This is a genomic window from Paenibacillus nuruki (assembly GCF_001721045.1).
Lineage (GTDB): Bacteria > Bacillota > Bacilli > Paenibacillales > Paenibacillaceae > Saccharibacillus > Saccharibacillus nuruki.
In genome coordinates, this window is the sequence record NZ_MDER01000070.1 from 174414 (window position 1) to 200454 (window position 26041).

At 39.8% G+C, this 26041-nt stretch carries 20 protein-coding genes; 17 read left to right on the forward strand and 3 right to left on the reverse strand.

Annotation, left to right across the window (positions count from 1 at the left end):
• Nucleotides 1–18 precede the first annotated feature (18 nt).
• From PTI45_RS18610 to PTI45_RS18630, 5 genes are all read left to right on the forward strand, one after another.
• On the forward strand, nucleotides 19–786 hold the full coding sequence (locus PTI45_RS18610) for a sugar phosphate isomerase/epimerase family protein (protein ID WP_069329076.1): 768 nt from the start codon (nucleotides 19–21) through the stop codon (nucleotides 784–786).
• Nucleotides 787–1023: 237 nt separating this feature from the next.
• Entirely contained in the window at nucleotides 1024–1992 is a 969-nt protein-coding gene (locus tag PTI45_RS18615; protein WP_069329077.1) for a sugar phosphate isomerase/epimerase family protein, read from the forward strand.
• 20 nt (nucleotides 1993–2012) lie between these two features.
• A complete protein-coding gene (locus tag PTI45_RS18620; protein ID WP_069329078.1) occupies nucleotides 2013–2744 on the forward strand; it encodes a ThuA domain-containing protein in 732 nt (243 codons plus the stop codon).
• 188 nt (nucleotides 2745–2932) lie between these two features.
• Nucleotides 2933–3619, forward strand: a complete 687-nt coding sequence (locus PTI45_RS18625) for a uracil-DNA glycosylase (RefSeq protein ID WP_069329079.1) — start codon at nucleotides 2933–2935, stop codon at nucleotides 3617–3619.
• 182 nt (nucleotides 3620–3801) lie between these two features.
• Entirely contained in the window at nucleotides 3802–4119 is a 318-nt protein-coding gene (locus PTI45_RS18630) for a winged helix-turn-helix transcriptional regulator (RefSeq protein WP_069329080.1), read from the forward strand.
• A 111-nt stretch (nucleotides 4120–4230) separates the two neighbouring features.
• Here PTI45_RS18630 and PTI45_RS18635 read toward each other — a convergent pair whose 3' ends face one another.
• On the reverse strand, nucleotides 4231–4953 hold the full coding sequence (locus tag PTI45_RS18635; RefSeq protein ID WP_069329081.1) for a Crp/Fnr family transcriptional regulator: 723 nt from the start codon (nucleotides 4951–4953) through the stop codon (nucleotides 4231–4233).
• Between the two features lie 333 nt (nucleotides 4954–5286).
• Here PTI45_RS18635 and adhE point away from each other — a divergent pair, with 333 nt between their 5' ends.
• From adhE to PTI45_RS18685, 10 genes are all read left to right on the forward strand, one after another.
• Nucleotides 5287–7899 carry a bifunctional acetaldehyde-CoA/alcohol dehydrogenase gene (gene adhE, locus PTI45_RS18640; protein WP_069329082.1) on the forward strand — a complete coding sequence of 871 codons (2613 nt, stop codon included), beginning with the start codon at nucleotides 5287–5289 and terminating at the stop codon, nucleotides 7897–7899.
• 688 nt (nucleotides 7900–8587) lie between these two features.
• Complete coding sequence (pflB, locus tag PTI45_RS18645; RefSeq protein WP_069329083.1) at nucleotides 8588–10855, forward strand: formate C-acetyltransferase; 2268 nt, start codon at nucleotides 8588–8590, stop codon at nucleotides 10853–10855.
• Nucleotides 10856–11180: 325 nt separating this feature from the next.
• Nucleotides 11181–11918 (forward strand): pyruvate formate-lyase-activating protein, encoded by a 738-nt coding sequence (gene pflA / locus PTI45_RS18650; protein ID WP_069329084.1) that lies wholly within the window; start codon nucleotides 11181–11183, stop codon nucleotides 11916–11918.
• A gap of 301 nt (nucleotides 11919–12219) precedes the next feature.
• Nucleotides 12220–13842: a beta-N-acetylhexosaminidase gene (gene nagZ, locus PTI45_RS18655; RefSeq protein ID WP_069329085.1), complete on the forward strand. Its 1623-nt coding sequence runs from the start codon at nucleotides 12220–12222 to the stop codon at nucleotides 13840–13842.
• A gap of 304 nt (nucleotides 13843–14146) precedes the next feature.
• Nucleotides 14147–16369, forward strand: a complete 2223-nt coding sequence (locus tag PTI45_RS18660; RefSeq protein WP_069329086.1) for a stalk domain-containing protein — start codon at nucleotides 14147–14149, stop codon at nucleotides 16367–16369.
• A gap of 288 nt (nucleotides 16370–16657) precedes the next feature.
• Nucleotides 16658–17161, forward strand: coding sequence for a Fur family transcriptional regulator (locus tag PTI45_RS18665; protein WP_069329087.1), 504 nt, complete (start codon nucleotides 16658–16660; stop codon nucleotides 17159–17161).
• Nucleotides 17158–17442, forward strand: a complete 285-nt coding sequence (yidD, locus tag PTI45_RS18670; protein WP_175425219.1) for a membrane protein insertion efficiency factor YidD — start codon at nucleotides 17158–17160, stop codon at nucleotides 17440–17442. The genes PTI45_RS18665 and yidD overlap by 4 nt, the downstream gene beginning before the upstream one ends.
• 373 nt (nucleotides 17443–17815) lie before the next feature.
• The gene (metG, locus tag PTI45_RS18675) at nucleotides 17816–19831 is read left to right on the forward strand and encodes a methionine--tRNA ligase (protein WP_069329088.1); all 2016 of its coding nucleotides are present in this window, start codon (nucleotides 17816–17818) and stop codon (nucleotides 19829–19831) included.
• 181 nt (nucleotides 19832–20012) lie between these two features.
• Entirely contained in the window at nucleotides 20013–20438 is a 426-nt protein-coding gene (gene mntR / locus PTI45_RS18680; protein WP_069329089.1) for a transcriptional regulator MntR, read from the forward strand.
• Between the two features lie 116 nt (nucleotides 20439–20554).
• Nucleotides 20555–22210 carry a family 10 glycosylhydrolase gene (locus PTI45_RS18685; RefSeq protein WP_069329090.1) on the forward strand — a complete coding sequence of 552 codons (1656 nt, stop codon included), beginning with the start codon at nucleotides 20555–20557 and terminating at the stop codon, nucleotides 22208–22210.
• Between the two features lie 250 nt (nucleotides 22211–22460).
• Here PTI45_RS18685 and PTI45_RS18690 read toward each other — a convergent pair whose 3' ends face one another.
• Nucleotides 22461–22847: a hypothetical protein gene (locus PTI45_RS18690; protein WP_069329091.1), complete on the reverse strand. Its 387-nt coding sequence runs from the start codon at nucleotides 22845–22847 to the stop codon at nucleotides 22461–22463.
• A gap of 7 nt (nucleotides 22848–22854) precedes the next feature.
• Nucleotides 22855–23847 carry a DUF1385 domain-containing protein gene (locus tag PTI45_RS18695; protein WP_069329092.1) on the reverse strand — a complete coding sequence of 331 codons (993 nt, stop codon included), beginning with the start codon at nucleotides 23845–23847 and terminating at the stop codon, nucleotides 22855–22857.
• Between the two features lie 324 nt (nucleotides 23848–24171).
• On the opposite strand from PTI45_RS18695, the gene PTI45_RS18700 reads away from it, so the two are divergent.
• Both PTI45_RS18700 and efp read left to right on the forward strand, forming a co-directional pair.
• Entirely contained in the window at nucleotides 24172–25248 is a 1077-nt protein-coding gene (locus PTI45_RS18700) for a M24 family metallopeptidase (protein ID WP_069329093.1), read from the forward strand.
• 162 nt (nucleotides 25249–25410) lie between these two features.
• Nucleotides 25411–25968 (forward strand): elongation factor P, encoded by a 558-nt coding sequence (gene efp / locus PTI45_RS18705; protein WP_069329094.1) that lies wholly within the window; start codon nucleotides 25411–25413, stop codon nucleotides 25966–25968.
• The last annotated feature ends 73 nt before the right edge of the window (nucleotides 25969–26041 follow it).

Here is a 26041-nt window from a genome sequence, read left to right on the forward strand (position 1 = left end):
GTGGGAGTGAATGGAGCAATGGTTAAAGTTGGATTGCAACTATACACCGTACGAGATGATTTGGAAAAAGATTTTGAAGGTACGATTGCCAAACTAGCAGCACTTGGATATCAAGGTGTTGAATTCGCTGGCTTCTACGGACGTACTTCTACCCAAATCAACGAATTACTCAAAAAGCACAATCTTGAAGTCGTTGGTTCTCATACTCAATATACAGAACTACTGGAAGATGCTCAATCTTTAATCGATTATAACAAAGAAATAGGCAATCGTTATATTATTGTCCCTTTCTTATCAGATGAGCACCGTAAGAATTGGCCTGATATTTTCGCTAATCTACGTAAGCTTGGCGAATTGTGTAACCAAAATGATGTGGTGTTGTTATATCATAATCATGAATTTGAATTTACTGAAAAATTAGGTGAACACACTGTATTTGATGCTATGTATGAAGAAGTACCTGCATCGTTATTGCAAGTTGAATTAGATAGTTGCTGGGTACAGTACGGTGGTTACGATCCTATTGAATATATTCAAAAATACGCTGGACGCTTACCGATTGTTCACTGGAAAGATTTCAAACGCACAGATAAAGGTGCACAGACGGTCGAACTTGGTGAAGGTGAAGTGCCTGTAGCCGCTATTGCAGATGCTACTGAAAAAGCAGGAGCTGAATGGTTAGTGGTAGAGCAAGACTCATGTTTACAACCGCCTTTACAGAGTATTGAGCAAAGCATGAACTGGGTGAAATCTTACGGTGCCAAAAGTGGAAAAGTAAGTGTATAATCAAACTCTTACTGTTCAATCCCAATAATTATACTAAAATGGATATAAATCGCATTTTAGGTGAACCTTATGACATGTTTCGACGTATTATTTAATAGATAGAGCTTTTACTACATTCTCATTTGTTCGATTGGACGAATACAGAACTTACAGCTCACTCTATTGGAATCAGATTCAAGTGATAAGTTCACCAGACTGCGTTCATAAAATTAATGAATGAAGCTGGAGGATGGACAAATGAAATTAGGCGTATTTATGGTATTACTCAACAATATGGGCTTTGAAGAAGCATTGGATTATGTAGCTGAAAAAGGCGTTAAAATGGTAGAACTAGGATCTGGTGGTAACCCGGGTAATGTTCATTGCAAACCAGATGAGTTACTTGCTGATGAAGGCAAGCTTAGAGCATTTAAACAAGCGATTGATTCTCGTGGATTAACCATTAGTGCATTAAGTTGTCACGGTAATCCGCTTCATCCGCAAAAAGCGATTGCGAAAGAATCGCATGAAGATTTTATCAAATCCGTTCAACTGGCACAGAAGTTAGATGTAGCAGTTGTTAATACATTCTCCGGTTGTCCGGGAGATAGTGATGATGCGAAATATCCGAACTGGCCTGTAGCACCATGGCCAAATGATTTCCAGGATCTTATGAAATGGCAATGGGAAGAAAAAGTCATTCCATACTGGACAGAAAATGGTAAGTTCGCTGCTGATCATAATGTAAAAGTAGGGCTGGAACTGCACGGAGGTTTCTCTGTTCATACACCGGGTACACTTTTACGTCTACGTGAAGCGGCTGGCGAAGTGATTGGTGCGAACCTTGATCCAAGTCATATGTGGTGGCAAGGTATCGATCCTGTACAAGCTATTAAAATTTTAGGAAAAAATAATGCAATTCATCACTTTCATGCTAAAGATACGCTGGTAGATACCGATAATGTTAATATGCACGGTGTAACAGACATGCAAGACTACACAAAAATGCAAGATCGTGCTTGGCAGTTCCGTACAGTAGGCTTTGGACATGATAACAAAACATGGGCTGATATTATCAGCACGTTACGCTTAGTTGGATACGATTACGTTGTAAGTATAGAGCACGAAGATGGTTTGATGTCGGTGAATGAAGGTTTTACAAAAGCTGTCCATAACTTGAAGCAGGTTTTGATTGAAGAAGAACTTGGTGAGATGTGGTGGGTCTAATATAGAGGAGGAAGTTTTTTATGATTAATGTAACGGTCTGGAATGAGTTTGTACATGAGAAAATCCGTGATGATGTCAAAGCAGTATATCCTGATGGGATTCATACTGTTCTGGCGGATGGGCTATCGAAGGAAGGCTTTGCCTGCCGTACAGCTACACTCGATCAGCCGGAACATGGTTTGACAGAGTCTGTGTTGAACTCTACTGATGTAATGTTGTGGTGGGGACATACGGCTCATGAATTAGTAGATGATGATATTGCAGAAGCGGTAGCAAGACGAGTAAATGAAGGCATGGGATTGATTGTTCTGCATTCTGGACATTTCTCCAAACCATTCAAACAATTAATGGGAACCAGTTGTGATCTGAAATGGCGTGTAGCAGACGAGCAAGAAATTCTATGGTGTGTGAATCCTACGCATCCGATTGCTCAAGGCGTGAACCCTTCGATTACTTTGGATAAAGAAGAAATGTACGGTGAATTTTTCGATATTCCTGCTCCTGATGAATTGGTATATCTAAGCAACTTTGAAGGCGGAGAAGTGTTCCGTAGCGGTTGTACGTATCGCCGTGGACATGGTAAAGTATTCTATTTCCGTCCAGGACATGAGACATATCCAACATATTATAATCAGGATATTATGCACATTATCTCGAATGCTGTACGCTGGGCGTATCCTGCAACTAATACACGTCCTGAATTCGGACGCCAAGAACCTACGCGTGCACTCGGTAGTAAAGTAATGGTGTAACTGTCTACCTGAACAGCCTGATCCTGAATTCCAGACTGTGTTAATCATAAAAAATAAATATTTCAAAAGTGCGCGTGTATGGTTAATAGCCTACAGGCGTACTTTTTTTGAGATTTATCCCTTTAGATCCAGTATCCATAATACTTAGGCACTCTAACATATAGTTAGATATAGAAAGGAGTGCATTTATGTCTAAAGCACAAATAGAATCACAAATCGGCAATGTGAAGCTATCTCCAGCACGAATTAGTGAATGTCTGGAACGAGTCGCCGGACATCGATTAGAAGGATTTTTGGGTGGTTATGGCAAATTTCCGGGATCGCTGATGATGGTGGGAGAAGCACCCGGTGCGAATGAGATTGAAAAAGGGATTCCTTTTTGCGGACAAGCAGGTAAAGTATTAGATGGTTATTTTGAAGCGCTAAATATCACTAGAAACGATCTGTATATTACGAGTGCTGTACGCAGTCGTCCTTATAAAGACAAAATCATTCAAGGAAAGCATCATGCCGAACGTTCGAGTCGTTCTAATCGCACACCAACATCTTACGAAGTATTTGCATTTGCACCTATTTTGGATGCTGAGATTGAGGCAGTACAACCTCGGATCATTATTACGCTGGGCAATATTGCATTGCAACGATTACTTGGCAAAGGGCATCAGGTATCGAATGTGCATGGTCAAGCTTACCGAAGTCGTATTCAACAAGTAGATGCAGATCATATGGATCAAGGATATCACTGGTCTGATCAAGAATACTGGATTTTTCCTATGTATCATCCAGCAGCAGTATTGTATAATAGATCATTGACTGATGTTATTGCGAATGATCTCGTTATTTTACGTAAATGTATAGATGAGATTCAAGAATGATGACCTGAATTTTAAATAATATTCAGTATTCTTTAATTATGTAATGTTTTCGTTCTCTTTTCAGGTAAAATATGCTAAAATATATGTACTAACTAATCGTAAGTTAACATCACAACGTGATGAAATACGAGCTTATGACTATCCGATCCCGTGTTTCGGAACAATTGAAGAGGTGAGAAAACATGGAGCAACACCAATTGGGATTATGTCCCCGTTTTGAGACCGCGTTTTCATTTTTAGGTAAACGATGGAACGGTCTAATTATTCAATCATTAATGAGTGGACCTAAGCGTTTCAAAGATATTTCTAATCTTATTCCTATGATGAGCGACAAAATGTTGTCAGAGCGGATGAAAGACTTAGAAGGTAGTGGAATATTGATTCGTCAGGTCTATCCAGAGACACCTGTTCGAATTGAGTATGAGCTAACGGACAAAGGACGTGCACTTAAGCCAGTGATGGAGCAGATTCAGAACTGGGCAGAGCATTGGGTCGAGTAGATTTCGATGTGTTAACCAAAAAAAGCTTTCCGCTATGAGTAACACACGGAAAGCTTTTTTGGTATTTTAATTGTCTCAACAGGTAAATGCATAAGCACACCTGAATATTCATTAAATTCTGCATATTTCTTTAGGGCACATTTCGCAGTGACATACTTCTTGTAGCGCTTCAAGATCATGAATAATGATCATCCCGTGCTCATATTCAATACTTTCTTTTTTGCGCAAATCACTAAGCATCCGGTTGACACTTTCACGAGTAGCACCAATCATATTCGACAAATCGGTATGTGTAATTTTTTTGTTAATCAAAATCGAACCTTGATCGTTATAATCTTGACCATAAGTATTGCTTAAACGAATCAAAGTGGAGCAGAGAGCACCTGGTTTACCGTATAACATTAAGTCACGCACTTTAGTCTGTGTTAGACGGTGATGAGTACCCATCCATTTCATAAAGTCGATAGCAAAATCACAATACTGACAGATCATCAATTCCAATTCTTTGTGTTCAATAACAGCGACTTCAGTATCTTCTAATGCTTCTGCTGTAAATCCAAGGCGTGTACCTGAAAATGGATCTGCTTGACCGATCATGTCGCCTGCTTGATACATATATAGAATCAATTCTTTACCTTCATCAGTAGATTTGGTTAATTTAACCCGTCCACTTTTAAGGAAGTATAATTTATCGGATAAGTCGCCTTCCCAGAATAAATGTGAACCTGCTGCAATCGTGCGTTCTGTAGAATGATTAAGTAATCTTTCCTGATTAATTTCCGAAAAGCATGCTGTATTATGACGTGGTTGAGTATGTTCTAAAGAATTGTTCATTATGGTTCGCCCCTTTTTGTTTCAATTATACGTGAAATTAATCATAATGCATAACATTTTAGGAAAAAAACTGGAAATTAAATGATTAGTTAAATTCTACGTTATATAGGAAAGATAATGAACTCATGTATACGTAAAAGTAATCTATACTTTGTGATTAATTTCACTATTATCATACATCTTTTTATATTAAAATGCAAAAGGAAAAAATAAAATAAAACAAATTTAAAAAATAAAAATTGATTGTGAAAAATATCACATTATGATTTATGTCTCTATGCTATGATCGGTGTGTAGACAAAAGCGATACACATTCTGAGGAGGATGAGAGAAATGGCTGTTAAAAATGATGCTAGTCGTAACGTGGAATTGAGTGCACAGGAAGAAATTCAAAAGTTAATCGATAAAGCGAATAAAGCACATGCCGCATTTATGAATATGGATCAAGAACAAATTGATAACATTGTACAAGCAATGGCATTAGCGGGCTTGGATCAACATATGTATCTTGCCAAACTAGCTGTTGAAGAAACAGGCAGAGGCGTATATGAAGATAAAATTATCAAAAACATGTTCGCTACTGAATATGTGTATCATGGTATCAAAAATGAAAAAACAGTCGGTATTATAGAAGATAACGATTATGAAAGCTTCCAAAAAATTGCTGAACCTGTCGGAATCATCATGGGGATTACACCGGTAACGAACCCAACTTCGACTACTATGTTCAAATCTTTGATCTCAATCAAAACACGTAACCCAATCATTTTCGGCTTCCATCCATCTGCACAGAATTGTAGTAAAGAATCCGCTCGCATCTTACTTGAAGCGGCTGTCAAACATGGTGCACCTGCGGATTGTATCCAATGGATCGATGCTCCTTCAATGGACAAAACAAATGCATTAATGAATCATCCTGATGTAGCGTTAATCTTAGCTACTGGTGGTGGCGCAATGGTTAAAGCAGCATATAGCTGTGGTAAACCTGCACTTGGCGTAGGTCCTGGTAACGTTCCTGCTTTTATAGAGAAAAGTGCTGACTTGCAACAAGCAGTGAATGACTTGATTCTTTCCAAATCATTTGATAACGGTATGATTTGTGCTTCTGAACAAGCAGTAGTTATTGAAGAACCTGTTTATGAAAAAGTGAAAAAATTAATGATAGATAACGGTTGTTACTTTGTAACTAAAGAAGAAGCAGGCAAATTAACGAACGGTGCAATGAATACAGACAAATGTGCAGTGAACCCTTCTATCGTAGGTCAATCTGCTGTCAAAATTGCTGAACTTTGTGGAATTACCGTTCCAGCCGATACCAAAATACTGGTAGCAGAATTGGAAGGCGTAGGTACTAAATTCCCATTATCTGCTGAAAAATTAAGCCCTGTACTGGCTTGCTATAAAGTTAAAAACGCGGATCAAGGGATTGAACGTGCTGCACAAATTGTAGAATTTGGCGGTATGGGTCACTCTTCAGCTATCCATTCTAATAATGATGAAGTTATTCAGAAGTTCTCTAATCGTCTACAAACTGGACGTATTATCGTGAACTCTCCTTCTACACATGGTGCAATTGGTGACATTTACAATACGAACTTACCATCTTTAACACTAGGTTGTGGATCTTATGGTCGTAACTCTACTTCTTCTAACGTAAGTGCTGTGAATCTGATTAATGTGAAAAGGGTGGCTCGTCGTACTGTGAATATGCAATGGTTCAAAATACCTTCTAAAGTTTATTTTGAAAAAGGCGCAACTCAATACCTTGCTAAAATGCCTGATATTAGTCGTGTAGTGATCGTAACAGATGCGATGATGGTACAACTTGGTTATGTTGAAAAAGTACAACATTACTTGCGTCAACGCCAGACTCCAGTTGTTGTTGAAGTGTTCTCTGATGTAGAACCAGATCCATCAACTGCTACTGTAGAACGTGGTCGTCAAATGATGGAACGTTTCCAACCGGACTGCATTATCGCTCTTGGTGGTGGATCTCCTATGGATGCTGCTAAAGGCATGTGGATGTTCTACGAATATCCTGATACTGAATTTGATAACCTAAAACAAAAATTCATGGATATCCGCAAACGGATCTACAAATACCCACATTTGGGACAAAAAGCACAATTTGTAGCGATTCCAACGACTTCAGGTACAGGTTCTGAAGTAACATCATTCGCAGTTATTACAGATAAAGAAAAAGGCAACACAAAATATCCTTTGGCTGACTATGAATTAACACCAGACGTAGCAATTATCGATCCTGAATTTGTATACTCTTTACCTCGTGTAGCTGTTGCTGATACAGGTATGGACGTATTGACTCATGCGATTGAAGCTTATGTATCTGTAATGGCAAGTGACTTTACCGATGGACTAGCGATCAAAGCGATTCAACTGGTATTCCAATATCTAGAACAGTCTGCTCTAACAGGCGACAAACTGGCTCGTGAAAAAATGCATAATGCTTCTACGATTGCAGGTATGGCATTTGCGAATGCATTCTTAGGGATTAACCATAGCTTGGCACATAAATGGGGTGGACAATACCATACAGCACACGGTCGTACCAATGCGATCTTGTTGCCACACGTTATCCGCTACAATGCGAAAAAACCAACTAAATTCGCAGCGTTCCCTAAATATTCTCACTTTATTGCTCACGAACGTTATGCTGAGATTGCTCGTATCTTGGGATTGCCAGCACGCACAACCGAAGAAGGCGTGAACAGCTTAATCAATGCTATTCGTGACTTGAACCGCAAACTAGGTATTCCTGAAACGTTTGAAGCATTGGGCTTTGATGCAAAAGACTTTGAATCTCGTGTAGATTACCTTGCTGACCGTGCATTTGAAGATCAATGTACAACAGCGAATCCTAAATTACCTTTAGTGACTGAACTAGCTGATGTATACCGCAACGCATTCTATGGTCGATTTGAATAAATAGACCTGTCTGACAAGTAAAATGATAGTTTGAAAAAAGGATCACTCCACACATGCTGTTATAGCAGTACGTTGGAGTTGATCCTTTTTCCTTCTTATTTAACTTGTATCGCTAGGAATATACTTTCAAGATATATGGTTGAAAATAAAAAACAAAGCAAATATGGAATGCCACCTTATCCTAAAGAACGATCTCCTAGTTTGCGATATTAGCAGAACTAAAGAGAACCGTTCTTTTGTTTGTAGAGAGGAGTGATGCGATGTCCAACATTATTCTATAGCTTGTATATAGAATAATACAGAAATAGTGTGATGTATTTCGTTGTTAGAAGCCGTAAATTCTTGTATGATGCTACAGCTATTTGCAGTGAATGATGATGTGTATTTTTGTATTAGTAGATTCATATCACTGTATTCACTGTGCAAATCGTTATTTACTTATTGTGTAACAGGCTTGGTTGTGAACTGTAGTAGTTATTTTTAAAAACTGTTATAGATACAGAATGTGATAAAAATCATAATAAAAATGCTATTTTGTGATAAATGTCACATACTCTGCTTATGAATTGCATCATAATAAAGACATAGCCGGAGGGAGAAAACAACAGCTTCCGGTATCGTGTAGGCGAGACAAGCAATAGTGTAAATGGTTTTGTGATTTTATTCACAAATAATGGAGGGATTATCAATGTCAGTTATCGAAAGAAATGTACAGGATAATTTAAAACAAGACGCATGGCGCAATTTCAAATCAGGTAAATGGGCAAAACATGTAGATACTCGCGACTTTATTGAACAAAATATTAGTGCGTATCAAGGAAACGAAACATTCCTAGCTGGCCCTACTTCAAATACAAAAGACTTGTGGGATATCATTTCCAAACTATCTAAAGAAGAAATCGAACGTGGTGGCGTATGGGATGTAGATGCTGCAACACCTTCTACAATCACTTCACACGGTCCTGGTTACTTGGACAAAGACAAAGAACAAATCGTCGGTGTTCAAACAGATGCTCCTTTCCGTCGTTCATTACAACCGTTCGGTGGTATCAAAATGATGATCGATGCTTGTAAAGCATATGGCTTTGAAGTACCAGAACAAATCATTGATATCTTTACAAACATTCGTAAAACGCATAACCAGGGTGTATTCGATGCTTATACTTCTGATATGAGAGCAGCACGTAAAGCAGGTATTATTACAGGCTTACCAGATGCTTACGGTCGTGGACGTATTATCGGTGACTATCGCCGCGTAGCATTATACGGTGTAGACTTCCTAATTAATGAAAGAAAACAAGATTTGAATGATATGGAAGTTGACGTGATTGATGAAGATGTGATTCGTCTTCGTGAAGAAGTATCAGAACAAATTCGTGCTCTAGGCGAATTGAAAAAAATGGCTGAAATGCATGGCTTCGATATTTCCAAACCAGCACAAACAGCAAAAGAAGCGTTCCAATGGGTATACTTCGGTTACCTTGCAGCAATCAAAGAACAAAATGGTGCAGCGATGTCTCTAGGACGTGTATCTTCTTTCCTTGATATCTACATCGAACGTGATGTTAAAGAAGGCACAATGACAGAACAACAAGCTCAAGAATTGGTTGACCATTTCGTTATGAAATTGCGTATCGTTAAATTCTTACGTACTCCAGATTACAACGAATTGTTCAGTGGTGATCCTACATGGGTAACGGAATCAATCGGTGGTATGGCTGTCGATGGCAAAACATTAGTTACCAAAAACAGCTTCCGTTTCTTGCATACATTGTACAACTTGGGACCTGCACCAGAACCTAACTTGACTGTATTGTGGTCAGAACAATTGCCAGAAGCTTTCAAAAAATTCTGTGCTAAAGTTTCAATCGAAACCAGTTCGATCCAATACGAAAATGATGATCTGATGCGTCCAATCTATGGCGACGATTATGGTATTGCTTGCTGTGTATCCGCTATGCGTATTGGTAAACAAATGCAATTCTTCGGAGCTCGTGCAAACCTTGCTAAAGCACTATTGTATGCAATCAACGGTGGACGTGATGAGAAATCAGGCGTTCAAGTAGGCCCTGAATACCCTGCAATCACTTCTGAAGTGCTTGAATATGACGAAGTCATGAAACGCTTCAAAGCCATGATGGAATGGTTAGGCAAATTGTATATGAACACATTGAACGTTATCCATTACATGCATGATAAATACAGCTACGAACGTATCGAAATGGCACTACATGATCGTGATATCTTACGTACAATGGCTTGCGGTATTGCGGGTCTATCAGTAGCAGCTGACTCATTAAGTGCTATTAAATACGCTAAAGTAACACCAATTCGTGACGAACGCGGTATTGCTGTAGATTTCAAAATCGAGGGTGAATATCCTTGCTACGGTAACAACGATGATAAAGTCGATCAGATTGCTGTTGAATTGGTCGAAACATTTATGAGTATGATTCGCAAAAACAAAGCATACCGTGGTGCTACACCAACACAATCAGTATTAACAATTACTTCTAACGTAGTATATGGTAAAAAAACAGGTACAACACCAGATGGACGTAAAGCTGGCGAACCATTCGCACCAGGTGCTAACCCTATGCACGGACGCGATACCAAAGGTGCTCTTGCATCTCTAAGTTCTGTTGCGAAATTACCATACGAAGATAGCTTAGATGGTATTTCTAACACATTCTCTATCGTGCCAAAAGCATTAGGTAAAGAAGAAGAAATTCGCAAAACTAACCTTGTATCTATGCTTGATGGATACTTCGGTAGCAATGCCCATCACTTGAACGTTAACGTATTCGCTCGTGAGCAATTACTAGACGCAATGGAACACCCAGAAAACTATCCACAATTAACCATCCGTGTATCTGGATATGCTGTTAACTTTGTTAAATTGACTCGTGAACAACAAATGGATGTCATCAACCGCACATTCCACGGATCAATGTAATAGAAACTTTTTAACAATAGTCAAAGCAATAAAGCTAATTAAAGTAAGAAATGTAATCAAAGATGGTAACTGCTAACCAACAATGAATGATATAAGTTGGGCTGAAAATGTCACTCTAACTACTGAGTGAAGGAAATAGAATTATTTTGGAGAAGCGAAGCGTTCGCCTTTAAGATTGGGATATCGACTGCGAGAGCAGTTCATTCCAGATATCCGATCTTAACAGCGATCGTAAAAATAATCTATTAACGTAACGGAGCTAGCTAGAGCTATACATTTTGCAACGACTTATATACATCAACTCAGACGAAAGGGGTGATTGATCATGGTAAAAGGCCGTGTTCACTCGCTAGAAACGTTCGGTACCGTCGATGGCCCGGGCATACGATTTGTACTATTTATGCAGGGTTGTCTGATGAAATGCCAATACTGTCATAACCCTGATACATGGAATTTGGACGGAGGTAAAGTGATGGAGCTAGAAGAAGTTCTAGCTGAAATTGAACCTTACTTGAGTTACTACCGTTCTTCAGGTGGAGGATTGACGGTATCTGGTGGAGAACCAACGTTGCAAGCTCCTTTTGTCAGAGAATTGTTCAAAGCAGTCAAAGACCGTTGGAACCTGAATACAACACTGGACAGCAATGGATTCAATGAACCTAACAAAATCCATGAACTGCTTGAAGTTACTGATTTAGTCTTGCTTGATATTAAGCATATCAATAATGAAAAGCACAAAAAATTAACCGGTGTATCAAATGAACGCACTCTACACACAGCACAATGGCTATCTGATAATGGACGCAAAATGTGGATACGCCATGTGTTTGTACCTGGCATTAATGATGCTGAAGAAGATCTGATCGCTTTAGGAGAATTTATCGGCACATTAAAAGGGGTAGAGAAATTCGAAATCTTACCTTATCATCAGATGGGCATCTACAAATGGGAAGCATTGGGACGCATCTATCCGCTGGATGGGGTTCCTTCGCCAACCGAAGAAGAAGTAGAACGTGCGTATCGTCTGATTGAGCAAGGTCGTCGTCAAGTCTCTTGTGTCTAATCCTCCTCTTTATGAAAATAGATAAATAACAACCATAGTAAGCAAAAAGGGTATATGAACGTGAAGCCAGAAGTCCTTTCCTGATCCATAGGGAAGGACTTTTTGGTATCTACATAGTTGAGTAGTGATACGTTATCTGTAATATCAGTTCTTCTTAAAAAACTCCCCAAAACCCAAACTTTATCCGCTTGTTGCACGCCACCTCGTTATTTATACTTAAATAAGAATATCGATTATCCATATCATATGTATCTTGTTCAGACATCTTTTCAAAATAGGCTCCAGTACAAGGAGGATATCTATGAACACTATTCAATTATCAGACTTAACATTAGATCAGAAAATCGGACAATTATTTGTATGTGGATTTCATACCAATGTACCGAACGAACATATTACAGAATTGATCGAAAAATATCATGTCGGTGGAGTGATTTATTTTCGGCGTAATATAGGAACAGCTCGGCAGATTACAGACCTTTCCACAGGGTTACAGCAGATTGCTCAGAGGCAAGGATTACCACCGTTATTGATAGCGATCGATCAAGAAGGCGGAATGGTGAGCCGAATCGATCAAGATGGAATGAGTCTGATTCCGGGCAATATGACTCTTGGGGCAGTAAATGATGTGGCATTAACGGCAGCCGCTTCAGCGATCAGTGCGCGTGAACTACGTACATTAGGGATTAATTTGAATTTTGCGCCTTGTGTCGATGTGAATAATAATCCTCGTAATCCAGTGATTGGCGTCCGTTCTTATTCTGAAAAGCCTGAAGTAGTAGCTATTCATGGAGCCGCCGCTATTCAAGCGATTCAGCAAGAGTATGTAGCTGCTACAGCCAAGCATTTTCCAGGGCATGGAGATACTGAGGTGGATTCTCATTATGGATTAGCTTCTGTACCTCATGATAAATTACGCTTAGAACAGATTGAATTATTACCTTTTCGTTCAGCGATAGATGCAGGAGTCGATGTGATCATGTCGGCTCATGTTATTTTCCCTGCATTTGAACCGGAGCCTATTCCAGCTACATTGTCGCGTAAAGTACTAACCGATTTGCTTCGTATCGAGATGGGATTTGAAGGATTAATTGTGACTGATTGTCTGGAAATGCATGCGATTGCCAAGCATTTTCCGATACCACAAGCGACTGTTATGGCAGCTCAAGCCGGAGCAGACCTATTGCTGGTGAGTCATACATTAGAGCACCAGATCGCTGCGATTGAAGCGGTTAAAGAAGCGGTGCAACAAGGTCAGTTATCTGAAGCTCAAATCGACGCTTCAGTTGAACGAATACTATCACTCAAAGCCAAACATCAGATGGATGCAGCACCTTATACGATAGAAGCGTGGACACAGCGCTTAGAACCTGAACCGATCGAACCGGTGTTGCGTGAAATTGCAGAGCGTAGTATTACATTAGTCAAAGACGAAGGGCAATTGCCTTTGCAACTGGATGATAAGGTACTCATTATATGGCCACAGGTGACGCGTCTAACCGAAGTGGATGAGCCGACAGGGCATGATGTGAGTTTTGCTCAAGCTCTTAATAGCTATGGGATCGATGCAACCCAGATTACGATAGATGCTCGCCCGGAACCGGAAGAGATTCAGCAAGTATTAGCAGAAGCAATCCATTATCCCAAAGTGATCTTTGCAGCGTATACATCATCGGGTCTGTTACCACTCGGTCAAGCAGAACTCGCCCGTCAATTATCTCTTTTGACAGATACTGCATTGATTGTGGCTTCTGTACGTAATCCTTATGATATGAATGATCTTCCTGAGATCAAGACATATATCTGTAGTTATGAAAATCGGAAGTATGCGGTAGAAGCTTTGGCAGCTGTAATTGCAGGGGTTAAGCCAGCGGTAGGAAAATTACCAGTGAGCTTAAATGAGCAATATCAGGTTCAAATATAGAAGAGTAGTTGTCAAAATAGGTTATTGCATTTATTTGTGGTAAAGTATAATTAATGACGTTTTCTGAGCACATCATGTAGTCAAAAACAGTCTATTCATCGCTGATGGATAAGGCTGTTTTTTATGTGATTTTTCTGCGGAATAGATGTGACTGAAGTGTGAACAGATACGTATGTTGTAAGGTTTCTTAAGGAAGAGAGAAACTTTTCAAGGTTTGGCGCGTCTTATTAATGTGCCAATTCGGGGGAAACACCATCTTTTTGGAAGTGAATTACAGTAAATTGCTATGAGAAGGAGCCTAATAATGAAATTCAAGAAGACTTTACTAATTGCATTACTCGCTGTAGCTCAGACTGTTGCGACTGTTCCAGGAGCGCAAGTGCATGCTGCTGAAGGCGATGTGGATAGCAGTATCGTACAAGATGTCTACAATGATACTCAAGGGACTGTAGGAGATGATACTACAGTAACTGATCCTAATGCAGTTACAGATCCTAACGCAGTGACTGATCCGACGACAGATCCTGCTGGAACAACAGGTGATGGTACAGTGCCAACGGTTCCTACAACACCACCTACTACAGTTACACCGCCAGTAACTACACCAACAACACCTACCGTGGTGAATGATGTGTATTCGGCTGGACCTAACAAAGTTATTTTTATGATGAACTCTAATCAAATTTATCAAGATGGTAAATTATACTTTTCAGATCAACCTATGGCTGTGAAAAGTGGAGTATCTTACGTATCGGTTCGCGCACTTGTGACCCGTGTCGGTCTGAAGCTTACATACGACGCTAAGACCAAAGAAACGATCATGCAAAAAGATGGTAAAGAATTACGTTTCAAAACAGACAGTAAGTACTACACTGTAAATGGTGTGAACACCTTGATGAAAGGTCCAGCATTCCAACAGAAAAATGTATTTATGGTTCCTTTGACTTCTATTACTCAAGCTCTAAATATTCCTTATACAGTACAAGGTAAATTAGTTGTATTGGATTTGGTTGTTAAACCAACAGCTTCCTTTACAGTTTCCCCTACTGCGATTTATGCAGGTCAAACATTAGTAACGTACAAAACACAATCTAAAACGTCTGATGGCAGTCCTATTGCTAATGAAACATGGACAGGACGCGAAGACATTTTTGCAGAAGCAGGTCCTCATGTGATCACGTATTCTGTTATGGATTCGTCAGGACAATGGAGTGATCCTTACACGGTTACTATCAACGTGCTTCCTCCTAACCAACCCCCTGTAGCGATGTTCAATACCAATCAAGAAACGTATCGTATGGGTGAATTGGTTACTTATACAGATATGAGTACTGATGATGAGAATGCTATCAATGCAGGCTTAACTAAATGGGATAACAAACAATTAGCGTTCTTTACACCAGGTCCACAGACAATCACATTGACTGTAACCGACAAACACGGTGCAACAGGAACATATAGCAAAACGATTAATGTAACGGATCAAACATTATATTCGGCTGAAGACTTCTATCCATTATTTACACCAATCGGAGATTCATTCGACTTTAACGGTTCTGTCGTTCCAACATGGGCAACCGTAACCAATGCTCAAGTCAATGATGATCCAAGTCGTCTGATTCGTAGTAACAGTCCTGAACGTGTATTGACTAAAGGTATTGTGTACCAAGAATTCGCTACTGGTGCTACACGCTTTATGGTGCATCATTTGAACGAAACCGGTAGTAGCAAAAAAATGTATGTTGTAGCAACGAATCCAAATGCTACACCAGCAACATTGAATATTCAAGCACTTGGTTTTGGTGGACCGAATCCTTATGCTACAGCAGTAGGTAAAGTTTCTGTTCAACGTTATTTCCAATCGATGCAATCAGGTGCAGAAGCACAATCTGTTGTTCTACAACCTGGACAAAGCCAAGTTATCTTTAACCAACTTAGTGCTACTGCAATGAAAAATGATACAGTTATTTCATTGTTCGGCGATCTAGTAAGTGATTCTAATGTACAATATACAGTGATGATGATTGATGAAAATCAAGATCCGATCGCTGCATTAGCTACAGAACCTAAGCTAGACCGCGATGGTATCCACAACCGTGGTACGTATGACAATGCTGTACGTAATATCCATGTTGCTGACTTGATCGGTAACACAACGATTCGTATGCCAATCGGAGACAACAACAGTGACCCTAACTTAATGGGTACAGATCCATTGTCAATGACTGAAGCTTCTAACGCAGGTAACTTTGGTGTATTGTACAAAATCAAGCTAGACATGGTTGCGCCAAACACGATGATTTCCTTTAATGCTCGTGGTGGTCGTTACTCAGGTTACATGTATGTAAACGGAGCAGTAACAGCAATCAAAAATAACGGTGCAGCAACAACAGCAAATGATAATGTTGTTCTATATCGTACAGGAACATTAGATACAGAAGCCGTGGAATTGTGGTTTACAGCAGCACCTGGTAGTAACTTGCCAGTTAACTTGTTATTCACACAATTGCCAGCTAAAAAACAATAATTTTCAAATCGAAAGCTCGAATCAGTGAATGCTGATTCGAGCTTTTTTGATGTGCTACGATAATTGCTGATTTTGGTCAGAATCAATTGACGATTGGGCCTAAATAAGGCATGATGGAGAAATGTGTATGCAGGTGGAAGTAAGCTTCAATTAGTAACGTAATCGCCATAAACTTTTGACGAATTATTGCGCATCGTATATGGTTATGTTGTATAATAGTTATTATTACGAATAATAAGATAAATAGTTTAGAATAGAAAAGATAGATTAGGACAGGAGGAATAACTCATGCTGTCGACAGAACAAATCATCGATACCATGGCAGGACAGGGATTGCGAATAACCGATCAACGCCGCACATTAGCCCGTTTATTTGCAGAAGCTCCCGGGTATCTGACCGCTAAAGATGTATATGACTATATGGGTAAAAAATACAGTGGACTTAGCTTTGATACAGTCTATCGTAATTTACGTGTGATGCAGGAGCTAGGTGTGTTAGAACAGATCGTTTTCGAAGATGGTGTTAAATTTAAAAGCCATTGTAGTCAGGATCGCCATCATCATCATATGATCTGCTTACAATGTGAGAAAACGTATCCGATTGCTTTTTGCCCGATGGATATGACAGATATGCCGGAACAATTTGAAGTGGTTAAACACAAATTTGAAGTGTTCGGTTATTGCAAAGACTGTCGTAAAGAAATGGGTGCCGGAGATGGTAAAGAAGGTCCAACGCTACATCTAAAGCAATCTCATTATGATACACATGAACATGCAGGTAAAAGCCAGTGAAGCCAAAATTGAGTCGTCGTGCGGTACAGGCGCCGATCCATGTGTATCGCAAATTCATTTCACCACTCAAACCTCCAACATGTCGTTTTTATCCGACTTGTTCTCAATATGCACTCGAAGCGATCGAGATTCATGGTGTGGCCAAAGGCATCGGATTAGCTGCTAAACGGATAGGAAAATGTCATCCTTTTCATCCGGGAGGGTTTGATCCTGTACCACCAGCTAAATCCAAAGTGAAATCAGCCTCATCAGTCACCAATCAGGAACAGCAAAATGCTTGACAGGTGATTTGGAAGTTCGGTATATTCATAACATCAAATATCATTTCCTGTGAATGGATAAGTAGATGGAAAAAGCGCCAGTACAGAGAGCCGGAGTAGCTGGGAACCGGTATGGTGAGCGTCATCGAATATGGTCCGGGAGGAACTGTGGTCAAGCATATTCGGTTGTATCGATATGTAAGGCTTCAGCGTGAACCAGCGTTAATGGGCAGTCTGCTAAAGACTGATAGAGTCTACTTTTGCAAAGAAGTAGAGAATTTGGGTGGTAACGCGTGAGTCTATGCTCTCGTCCCATATAGGGGCGAGGGCTTTTTTGCGTCCAGATATGGAAATAACATGATAGTGATTTAACAATATTGAAGGAGGAATTATAATGACAGCCAAACCTACTTTTTATCTAACAACACCTATCTATTATCCAAGTGACAAATTGCATATCGGTCATGCCTATACAACCGTAGCCGGTGATGCTATGGCTCGTTACAAGCGCTTAAGAGGATATGAAGTTCGCTATCTAACAGGAACAGATGAACACGGACAAAAGATTGAACGTAAAGCTTTAGAAAAAGGACAGACTCCTCAACAATTTATTGATGGTGTAGTAGAAGGCATCAAAAAGTTATGGGATCAATTAGACATTTCATATGATGATTTTATTCGTACGACAGAAGAACGCCATAAGATTGTGGTACAAGAAATCTTTGATCGATTGCTGAAGCAAGGTGATATCTATAAAGGTGAATATGAAGGCTGGTATAGTATTCCAGATGAGACGTATTACACAGAAACGCAAATTGTAGATATCGAACGTAATGCAGACGGTGAGATTATCGGTGGCAAAAGCCCGGATAGTGGACATCCTGTAGAATTGGTGAAAGAAGAATCTTATTTCTTCCGTATGAGCAAATATGCAGACCGTTTATTAAAATACTATCAAGACAACCCTGAATTTATTCAACCCGAATCTCGCAAAAATGAAATGATTAATAACTTTATCAAGCCAGGACTTGAAGACTTAGCCGTTTCGCGTACAACCTTTGAGTGGGGCGTACAAGTCAAAGGTGATCCTAAGCATATCGTCTATGTATGGATCGATGCTTTATCTAACTACATTACAGCTCTAGGATATGGAACCGATAATCCAGAATTATTTAATAAGTTCTGGCCAGCAGATATTCATCTGGTAGGTAAAGAAATCGTACGTTTCCATACGATCTATTGGCCGATTATGTTGATGGCACTTGATCTACCGTTGCCGAAAAAAGTATTTGGTCATGGTTGGTTACTGATGAAAGACGGCAAAATGTCCAAGTCTAAAGGGAATGTAGTAGATCCAGTCACATTGATCGAGCGTTACGGTCTAGATTCACTACGTTACTACTTGCTACGCGAAGTGCCTTTCGGTTCAGATGGTACATTTACACCGGAGAGCTTTGTCGATCGTGTCAATTCAGATCTAGCAAATGATCTAGGTAACTTGCTTAACCGTTCGGTAGCTATGGTCGATAAGTATTGTAGTGGTACCATTCCTGCTTATCCAGGTCGTGTGCTTGAAGTCGATGGTACGTTAGAAGATATTGCTGCACAAACGATAGAAAAAGTAGAAAATGCATTTGAACACTTAGAGTTTTCTGTAGCTTTGACGGCAATTAGCCAATTGATTAGTCGTACCAATAAATATATCGATGAGACACAACCGTGGGTTCTTGCCAAAGACGAAGCTAACCAACCACAATTGGATTCGGTAATGTATCATTTGGTGGAAACATTGCGGATTGTATCTGTATTGTTACAACCGTTCTTAACACGTGCACCGAAAAAAATCTGGGCACAACTTGGAATAGCAGAAGGCGAACTTACCGCTTGGGAAAGTATTCGTTCGTATGGTCAGATTCCAGCAGGTACAGTTGTAGTGAAAGGCGACCCTATTTTCCCTCGCCTAGATAGCAAAGAAGAAGTGGCTTACATCGTAGAAGCAATGGGTGGCGTATTAACAGCTGCTGCTGAAGCAACACCAACAGCTCCAACGACTTCCGCGCCTGTAGAGGTAGAAGAGCAACAAGCGCCTGAGATTAGTATAGACGACTTTGCTAAAGTGGAACTACGCGTAGCTCAAGTGATCTCAGCAGAGCCTGTTAAAAAGGCAGACAAACTGCTTAAATTACAATTGGATCTAGGAACAGAGCAACGCCAAGTGGTATCCGGTATTGCGAAGTTCTATACACCGGAAGAATTAGTCGGACGCAAAGTCATCTGTGTGACTAATCTCAAACCTGTTAAATTACGCGGAGAAGAATCTAGAGGTATGATTTTGGCGGCTTCTCATGGCGATCAATTGACACTAGCGACGGTTCCAGACGGTATGCCTAACGGTGCAATTGTTAAATAAATAAGGCTTAAATGATCAGGTAGAGCCTTCCGTGGAACAGCATATATGGTGTACACATGGAAGGTTCTTTCTATCGTTTGAACCGTGTGCAAAACTTGCCAACTCATGCGAATTAAATGTATGATTATTGAATCAATATTTGCCAAATGAATACAGTATGTAGTGAAAAAGGGGGAGCAAGATGCCAACGCCCAGTATGGAGGATTATTTAGAGCGCATTTATAAATTAATCGATCAAAAGGGATATGCGCGTGTCTCGGATATTGCAGAAGGGTTAGAAGTACATCCTTCGTCCGTTACAAAAATGATCCAAAAATTAGATAAAGATGAATATTTGATTTATGAGAAGTACCGGGGATTAGTGCTGACAAGCAAAGGGAAAAAGATGGGCAAACGTCTTGTAGAACGCCATCAATTGCTTGAAGATTTCCTGAATGTAATCGGTGTTAACCCGGATTATATATACAAAGATGTAGAAGGTATAGAGCATCATTTAAGTTGGAATTCGATTACTCAAATCGAAACATTGTTAGAATACTTCCGTCGTGATCCTTCACGTGTGGAAGCGCTACAGAATCTGCAAAAAGAGCTGATTAGCGACTCGTAAGGCAGGCATCTGTCGATCACTTGGCAGATGTCTTTTATTTTGTTCGCAACTTTGGTACCCGTCAGTCGTCTAATGATATAAGCACCAAGCAACGATTTACTGGAGGTTTTAAATTTATGAAAATGGTTCGTGTTATCGCTGTATTTTTAGTATTGTTGATGATTGTCCCTTCGATCAGTAGTACACTTCATGCCGCAGATTCGGATATTAAGATCATGCTCGATGGAGAACAGATACAAGGGGATGCTGCTCCTTACATAACCAGCAAGAGCAATGTAACCATGGTTCCTTTACGTCTAGTGAGTGAAAATTTGAAAGCTAAAATTGCCTGGAATCAATCCACAAGCACAGTCACGATTACGAGTGATAAGCAAGTACTGGTACTGACTTCAGGTCAGAATACAGCAACGATTGATAACAAGTCAGTAAGCTTAGATGCTTCAGTTGAAATGAAAAACGGTCGTGTCATGGTTCCGCTACGTTTTATCGGTGAAGGTCTAGGTCTTGATGTGAATTGGGATCAAGCCAATCGTACCGTAAATTTAGCTACAAGTAGTTATCAAGGTACAGGTAGTAAAAATAACAGCAGCAAGCCTTCTACACCAGCTACTACCAATACAGGAACAACAGATAATAGTAACAGTGGCAAAGCGCCAACAAGCACTGTAGCCAAAGATGGGCTTCGTGGTGCATGGGTCTCTACCGTCTACAATCTAGATTGGCCAGCGACATCAGGTGCAACCAAGCAAAAACAAGAATTTTCAAAATTGTTAGATGATCTACAAGGGATGGGTATCAATGCAGTATTCGTACAGGTTCGTCCTGCTGGAGATGCATTATACAAATCATCACTTATGCCATGGTCGAAATATCTTACAGGAACACAGGGGAAAGATCCGGGTTATGATCCTGTAGAATATATGGTTGCTGAAGCTCATAAGCGTGGGATGGAGTTCCATGCATGGTTTAACCCGTTCCGTGCTACAACAGATGCTAACACCAGTAAGCTTGCAAGCAACAATGTAGTATTGAAGCATCCTGATTGGGTGATTAAGTTCGATAATAAATATTATCTCAATCCGGGGATTCCAGCTGCACGTCAATCAGTCATTGATACCGTGATGGAAGTCGTCAACAACTACGATATCGACGGTGTACATTTAGATGACTATTTCTATCCATATTCAGAGACAGCTTCTAACAAATTCGGTGATGACAGCACCTATGCTAGTTATAACAGCGGTAAATTCAAAACCAAAGCGGATTGGCGTCGTGGAAACATTAATAGCTTTGTGCAACAGCTCAACACATCGATTCATAATTCCAAACCTGCTGTGAAATTCGGAATCAGTCCTTTTGGTGTATGGCGTAACAAATCATCTGATATCACAGGATCAGATACTAAAGCAGGTGTAACTGCTTATGACACTACCTATGCAGATACACGCACATGGATCAAAAATGGTTGGATCGATTATATCGCTCCGCAAGTCTATTGGAGTATGACACTTCCTGTAGCTCGTTATGATAAAGTGGTAGACTGGTGGGCAAATGAAACTAAAAATACAGGTGTAGATCTGTATATCGGTCATGCTCTTTACAAAATCAGCACTCCTGAAATTGGCTGGAGCAGTTCTAACGAGATCATCAACCAGCTCAAATACAACGAGAAATACAGCAATATCAAAGGTAGTATCTTCTTTAGCGCTAAAGATTTGAAAAAGAATCCACAAGGTGTATTAGCCAAATTACGTTCATACTGGGGATTGTAAAATAGCACAAAAGTAGAAAAAGAGATTTCATCAGCCATTACAATAGGCGATGGAATCTCTTTTTTTTGATTGGAAAAGAAATATTGATAAATTAGAACATTAAAATCTGAGAGCATTATAGTCAGACAGCAAAGAAAAAGCATGATCTGTTCCTCTGTGAGAAGGAAAAATCATGCTTTTTCTTGATAGATATAATCAGCTTTATTGCAACAAGGGCTATACAGAACTGATCTACATTCTATTTATTAATTTAATGAAATTTAGGTGCTTCATCGTCGTCTTTACCTTTGTTACCTTGAATAACTTGAAAAGGATAATTCTTTTTGGGCTTCGATTGATGACTATTCGATGGTCTAGCAGAAGTGGTTTTGTAATTGTTTTTTTGCGAGCCGTTCATCTTGGCCATGGTACGTGCAGAAGGTTTGACTTTAGGTCCTTGATAACCTCGACCAGACATACCAGAAGCTGAACGCATTACCAAAAATAAAACGACAATCAAGATGATCGGTACAATGAGATTCGCCCAATTGTACGTTGCAGGAGAAGCCACCATTTGGAATATTTCAAGAAACAGCCCGACCGCACCTAGCAGAATAGCAACTCCAAATACAATCAGTTGAACAGGTGATTTTCTCATTTTATTATCATCCTTTCACAGGGTCAGGAGAAGCAGTAGTCACTGCCGAACGCACATGTTGTTGTTCAAGCGCAGCGTCTAATTCACGCATACGGTTAAATGAAGCAATTGAAACTTCGATCTGATCCAGTGTCGGTTCTTTGGTCGTTAACAATTGTAACCATAACCCCGGATATCCCAAATACCGTAGAACCGGTACTTCACGTAAGCTATTCGTAAATTTCAAAAATTCAAACGAAACTCCGATAACGACAGGCAACAAAACGATACGCTGTATAATCCGCTCAGTGAGGCTATCCCAACTGAACAGTGCGTAGATAATGACTCCGATAATAACGGTTAATATAATAAAACTGCTTCCACAGCGATAATGTAGACGACTATATTTTTGTACATTTTCAGGGGTTAACTCTTCGCCGTGTTCATAAGCTGTAATGACTTTATGTTCAGCACCATGATACTGAAAGAGTCGCTTAATCATCGGTGTCTGTGAGATCGCCCAGAGATAGATTAAGAGCAAAATAATTTTGATGACACCTTCAAGTAAGGTATGCAGTGCATGATTATCGAAGGCTCTACCAAATAATAAACTTTCTACAAATACGGGAACGAGTGTGAATACAAGCTTACCTACAATGAGTGAAAGGATACCCACTACTGCAACACCAAGCATCATACTAAGACTCATTTTGGATTCTTCTTTTTGCTTCTGTTCTGCATATTCTTCAGGGCTCATCTGATCTTCTGAATACGCATCGGCTGCATAATTGAGATGTTTAGAACCTTTGGCACTTGAATCAATCAAACTTATAATTCCTCGCAACAATGGAATGCGGCGTAATGTTTTGACCCATGACTTATCTTGTCTAGGTACTTCTAAAAAGGTGATTTCACCATCTTTACGTCTTACAGCTGTCACATTCACATTTTTTCCGCCGAACATAACGCCTTCTATTACTGCTTGGCCGCCATAGCTCGGAGGAGCAGATTGTTTTGACAAGTACAGTCACCCTTCCGTAGTTCGACATTACCGTTATTTACGAAATGCCTGATCAAGCTTATCTATTGATCTATAATTGCTAGAAATAAGCCTATCCTTTAATTGTAGCGGATTTGGCTGATTTTTACCAGAATACGCTATCAGCAAGCTAGATAGAATAGATAAGATATTCTACTGCCTATTCTCAAAATTGCAATTGGTATGGTAAAATAATTTTTGGCTATTTCTCATTTTACATTTGTCCAAAATGATCACAATACGAGGATACACAGAACCAAGCAGATATCGTGTTTTATTCTAAAATGCTGAAGGGGAGAGATGTAATTGAGTACACAACGTTTAAATAAGTTACGTCAAGCGATGCAAGAACAACAGTTAGAAGCCTTACTAATTACAAGTAGTGTAAACCGCAGATATTTGACAGGGTTTACAGGTTCGGCAGGTTATGTGCTTGTCACTGCGCAAGAAGCTTACTTATTGACTGATTTCCGTTATATGACTCAAGCGCCAGAACAAGCTACTGCTTTTTCAGTGGTAGAACATTCTGCAAATGTAGTCGATACGATGAAAGAATTGTTGGCTAAAGGCAATATCAGCAAACTTGGATTTGAACAAGATTTGGTGCCTTATAGCAGATACGCAATGTACAGCAAGCATTTAGCACCTGTTGAGCTAGTTCCTGTATCTGGCATCATGGAAGAAATTCGTAATTTCAAAGATGCTGAAGAGATTGCAATTATTGAGAAAGCAACCGATATTGCAGATCGTACATTCAGTCATATTTTGAACTACATCAAGCCAGGGGTAACCGAGCAAGAGATCGAACTCGAAATGGAATCCTTTATGCGCCGTCTAGGAGCTACAGGCACTTCATTTGAAACGATTGTTGCGTCGGGTGAACGTTCTGCTTTACCTCATGGTGTAGCCAGTGAAAAAGTTATCGGGGCAAATGAATTTGTCACTTTGGACTTTGGTGCGATTTATCAAGGATATGTATCGGATCTTACACGTACTGTTTTTGTAGGTACACCGACAGATGAGCATCGCAAAATTTACAATATTGTACTGGAAGCACAGCTGAATACGCTTAAGCACCTAAAACCGGGTATGAGCGGTAGAGATGCAGATGCACTAGCGCGTGATGTGATTGCTTCTCATGGTTATGGTGACGCATTTGGACATAGTACAGGTCATGGTATCGGTATGGAAGTACATGAAGAACCTCGCCTTTCTAAAATGAGCGATACGGTATTATCTCCAGGTATGGTGGTAACTGTAGAACCGGGAATTTATATTCCAGGCTTCGGTGGAGTACGGATTGAAGATGATGTGTTGATAACAGAAGACGGTATTCGTGTGTTAACGCATTCGACCAAAGAATTTACGATTTTACCGGTATAACGAAAAGTTTATCCTGTTATGCAGGATGATGACTATCATTTGCCGAATAAAATACCTGTATATGATGATATAGTATCCGATTGATATGGGGTATAGTACAATATATAGGCTTCATAGAATTATGCAAGAGACCAGCTTTACCACATCTGAGGAGGCGTTATTTTGATTTCAGTAAATGATTTTAAAACAGGTTTGACCGTAGAAGTAGAAGGAAATATTTATTCCGTTTTGGAATTCCAACACGTAAAACCGGGTAAAGGCGCAGCATTCGTGCGTTCTAAATTGAGAAACTTGCGTAACGGTAACGTAGTAGAACGTACTTTCCGTGCAGGTGAAACCATCGCTCGTGCTCAAATCGAAAACCGTGGCGTTCAATATTTGTATGCAAGTGGTGACGAGCATGCATTTATGGACAACGAAACATACGATCAATTCGAATTGAACTCCAAACAATTGGAATGGGAATTGAAATTCTTGAAAGAAAACATGACCGTTAACATCGTTAGCTATCAAGGTGAAATTCTTGGAATTAACTTGCCAACAAGCGTAGAGTTGGCTGTTACAGAAACAGAGCCAGGAATCAAAGGTAACACTGCAACAGGCGCAACTAAAAATGCAAAATTGGAAACAGGACACACGGTTCAAGTGCCTATGTTTATCAACGAAGGTGACGTTCTAATCATCGATACTCGTGAAGGTAAATACGTTTCTCGCGCATAGAACTTATTATTGTACAAGTGAAAGAATGAGTGGCTTTGATGCCTGCTCATTCTTTTTTTAGAATCAAATTACG

Excerpts from the sequence above, each read along its gene's own strand:
- PTI45_RS18610 (WP_069329076.1), top strand. The coding sequence starts at position 19 with ATGGTTAAAGTTGGATTGCAACTATACACCGTACGAGATGATTTGGAA.
- PTI45_RS18615 (WP_069329077.1), top strand. The coding sequence starts at position 1,024 with ATGAAATTAGGCGTATTTATGGTATTACTCAACAATATGGGCTTTGAA.
- PTI45_RS18620 (WP_069329078.1), top strand. The coding sequence starts at position 2,013 with ATGATTAATGTAACGGTCTGGAATGAGTTTGTACATGAGAAAATCCGT.
- PTI45_RS18625 (WP_069329079.1), top strand. The coding sequence starts at position 2,933 with ATGTCTAAAGCACAAATAGAATCACAAATCGGCAATGTGAAGCTATCT.
- PTI45_RS18630 (WP_069329080.1), top strand. The coding sequence starts at position 3,802 with ATGGAGCAACACCAATTGGGATTATGTCCCCGTTTTGAGACCGCGTTT.
- PTI45_RS18635 (WP_069329081.1), bottom strand. The coding sequence starts at position 4,953 with ATGAACAATTCTTTAGAACATACTCAACCACGTCATAATACAGCATGC.
- adhE (WP_069329082.1), top strand. The coding sequence starts at position 5,287 with ATGGCTGTTAAAAATGATGCTAGTCGTAACGTGGAATTGAGTGCACAG.
- pflB (WP_069329083.1), top strand. The coding sequence starts at position 8,588 with ATGTCAGTTATCGAAAGAAATGTACAGGATAATTTAAAACAAGACGCA.
- pflA (WP_069329084.1), top strand. The coding sequence starts at position 11,181 with ATGGTAAAAGGCCGTGTTCACTCGCTAGAAACGTTCGGTACCGTCGAT.
- nagZ (WP_069329085.1), top strand. The coding sequence starts at position 12,220 with ATGAACACTATTCAATTATCAGACTTAACATTAGATCAGAAAATCGGA.
- PTI45_RS18660 (WP_069329086.1), top strand. The coding sequence starts at position 14,147 with ATGAAATTCAAGAAGACTTTACTAATTGCATTACTCGCTGTAGCTCAG.
- PTI45_RS18665 (WP_069329087.1), top strand. The coding sequence starts at position 16,658 with ATGCTGTCGACAGAACAAATCATCGATACCATGGCAGGACAGGGATTG.
- metG (WP_069329088.1), top strand. The coding sequence starts at position 17,816 with ATGACAGCCAAACCTACTTTTTATCTAACAACACCTATCTATTATCCA.
- mntR (WP_069329089.1), top strand. The coding sequence starts at position 20,013 with ATGCCAACGCCCAGTATGGAGGATTATTTAGAGCGCATTTATAAATTA.
- PTI45_RS18685 (WP_069329090.1), top strand. The coding sequence starts at position 20,555 with ATGAAAATGGTTCGTGTTATCGCTGTATTTTTAGTATTGTTGATGATT.
- PTI45_RS18690 (WP_069329091.1), bottom strand. The coding sequence starts at position 22,847 with ATGAGAAAATCACCTGTTCAACTGATTGTATTTGGAGTTGCTATTCTG.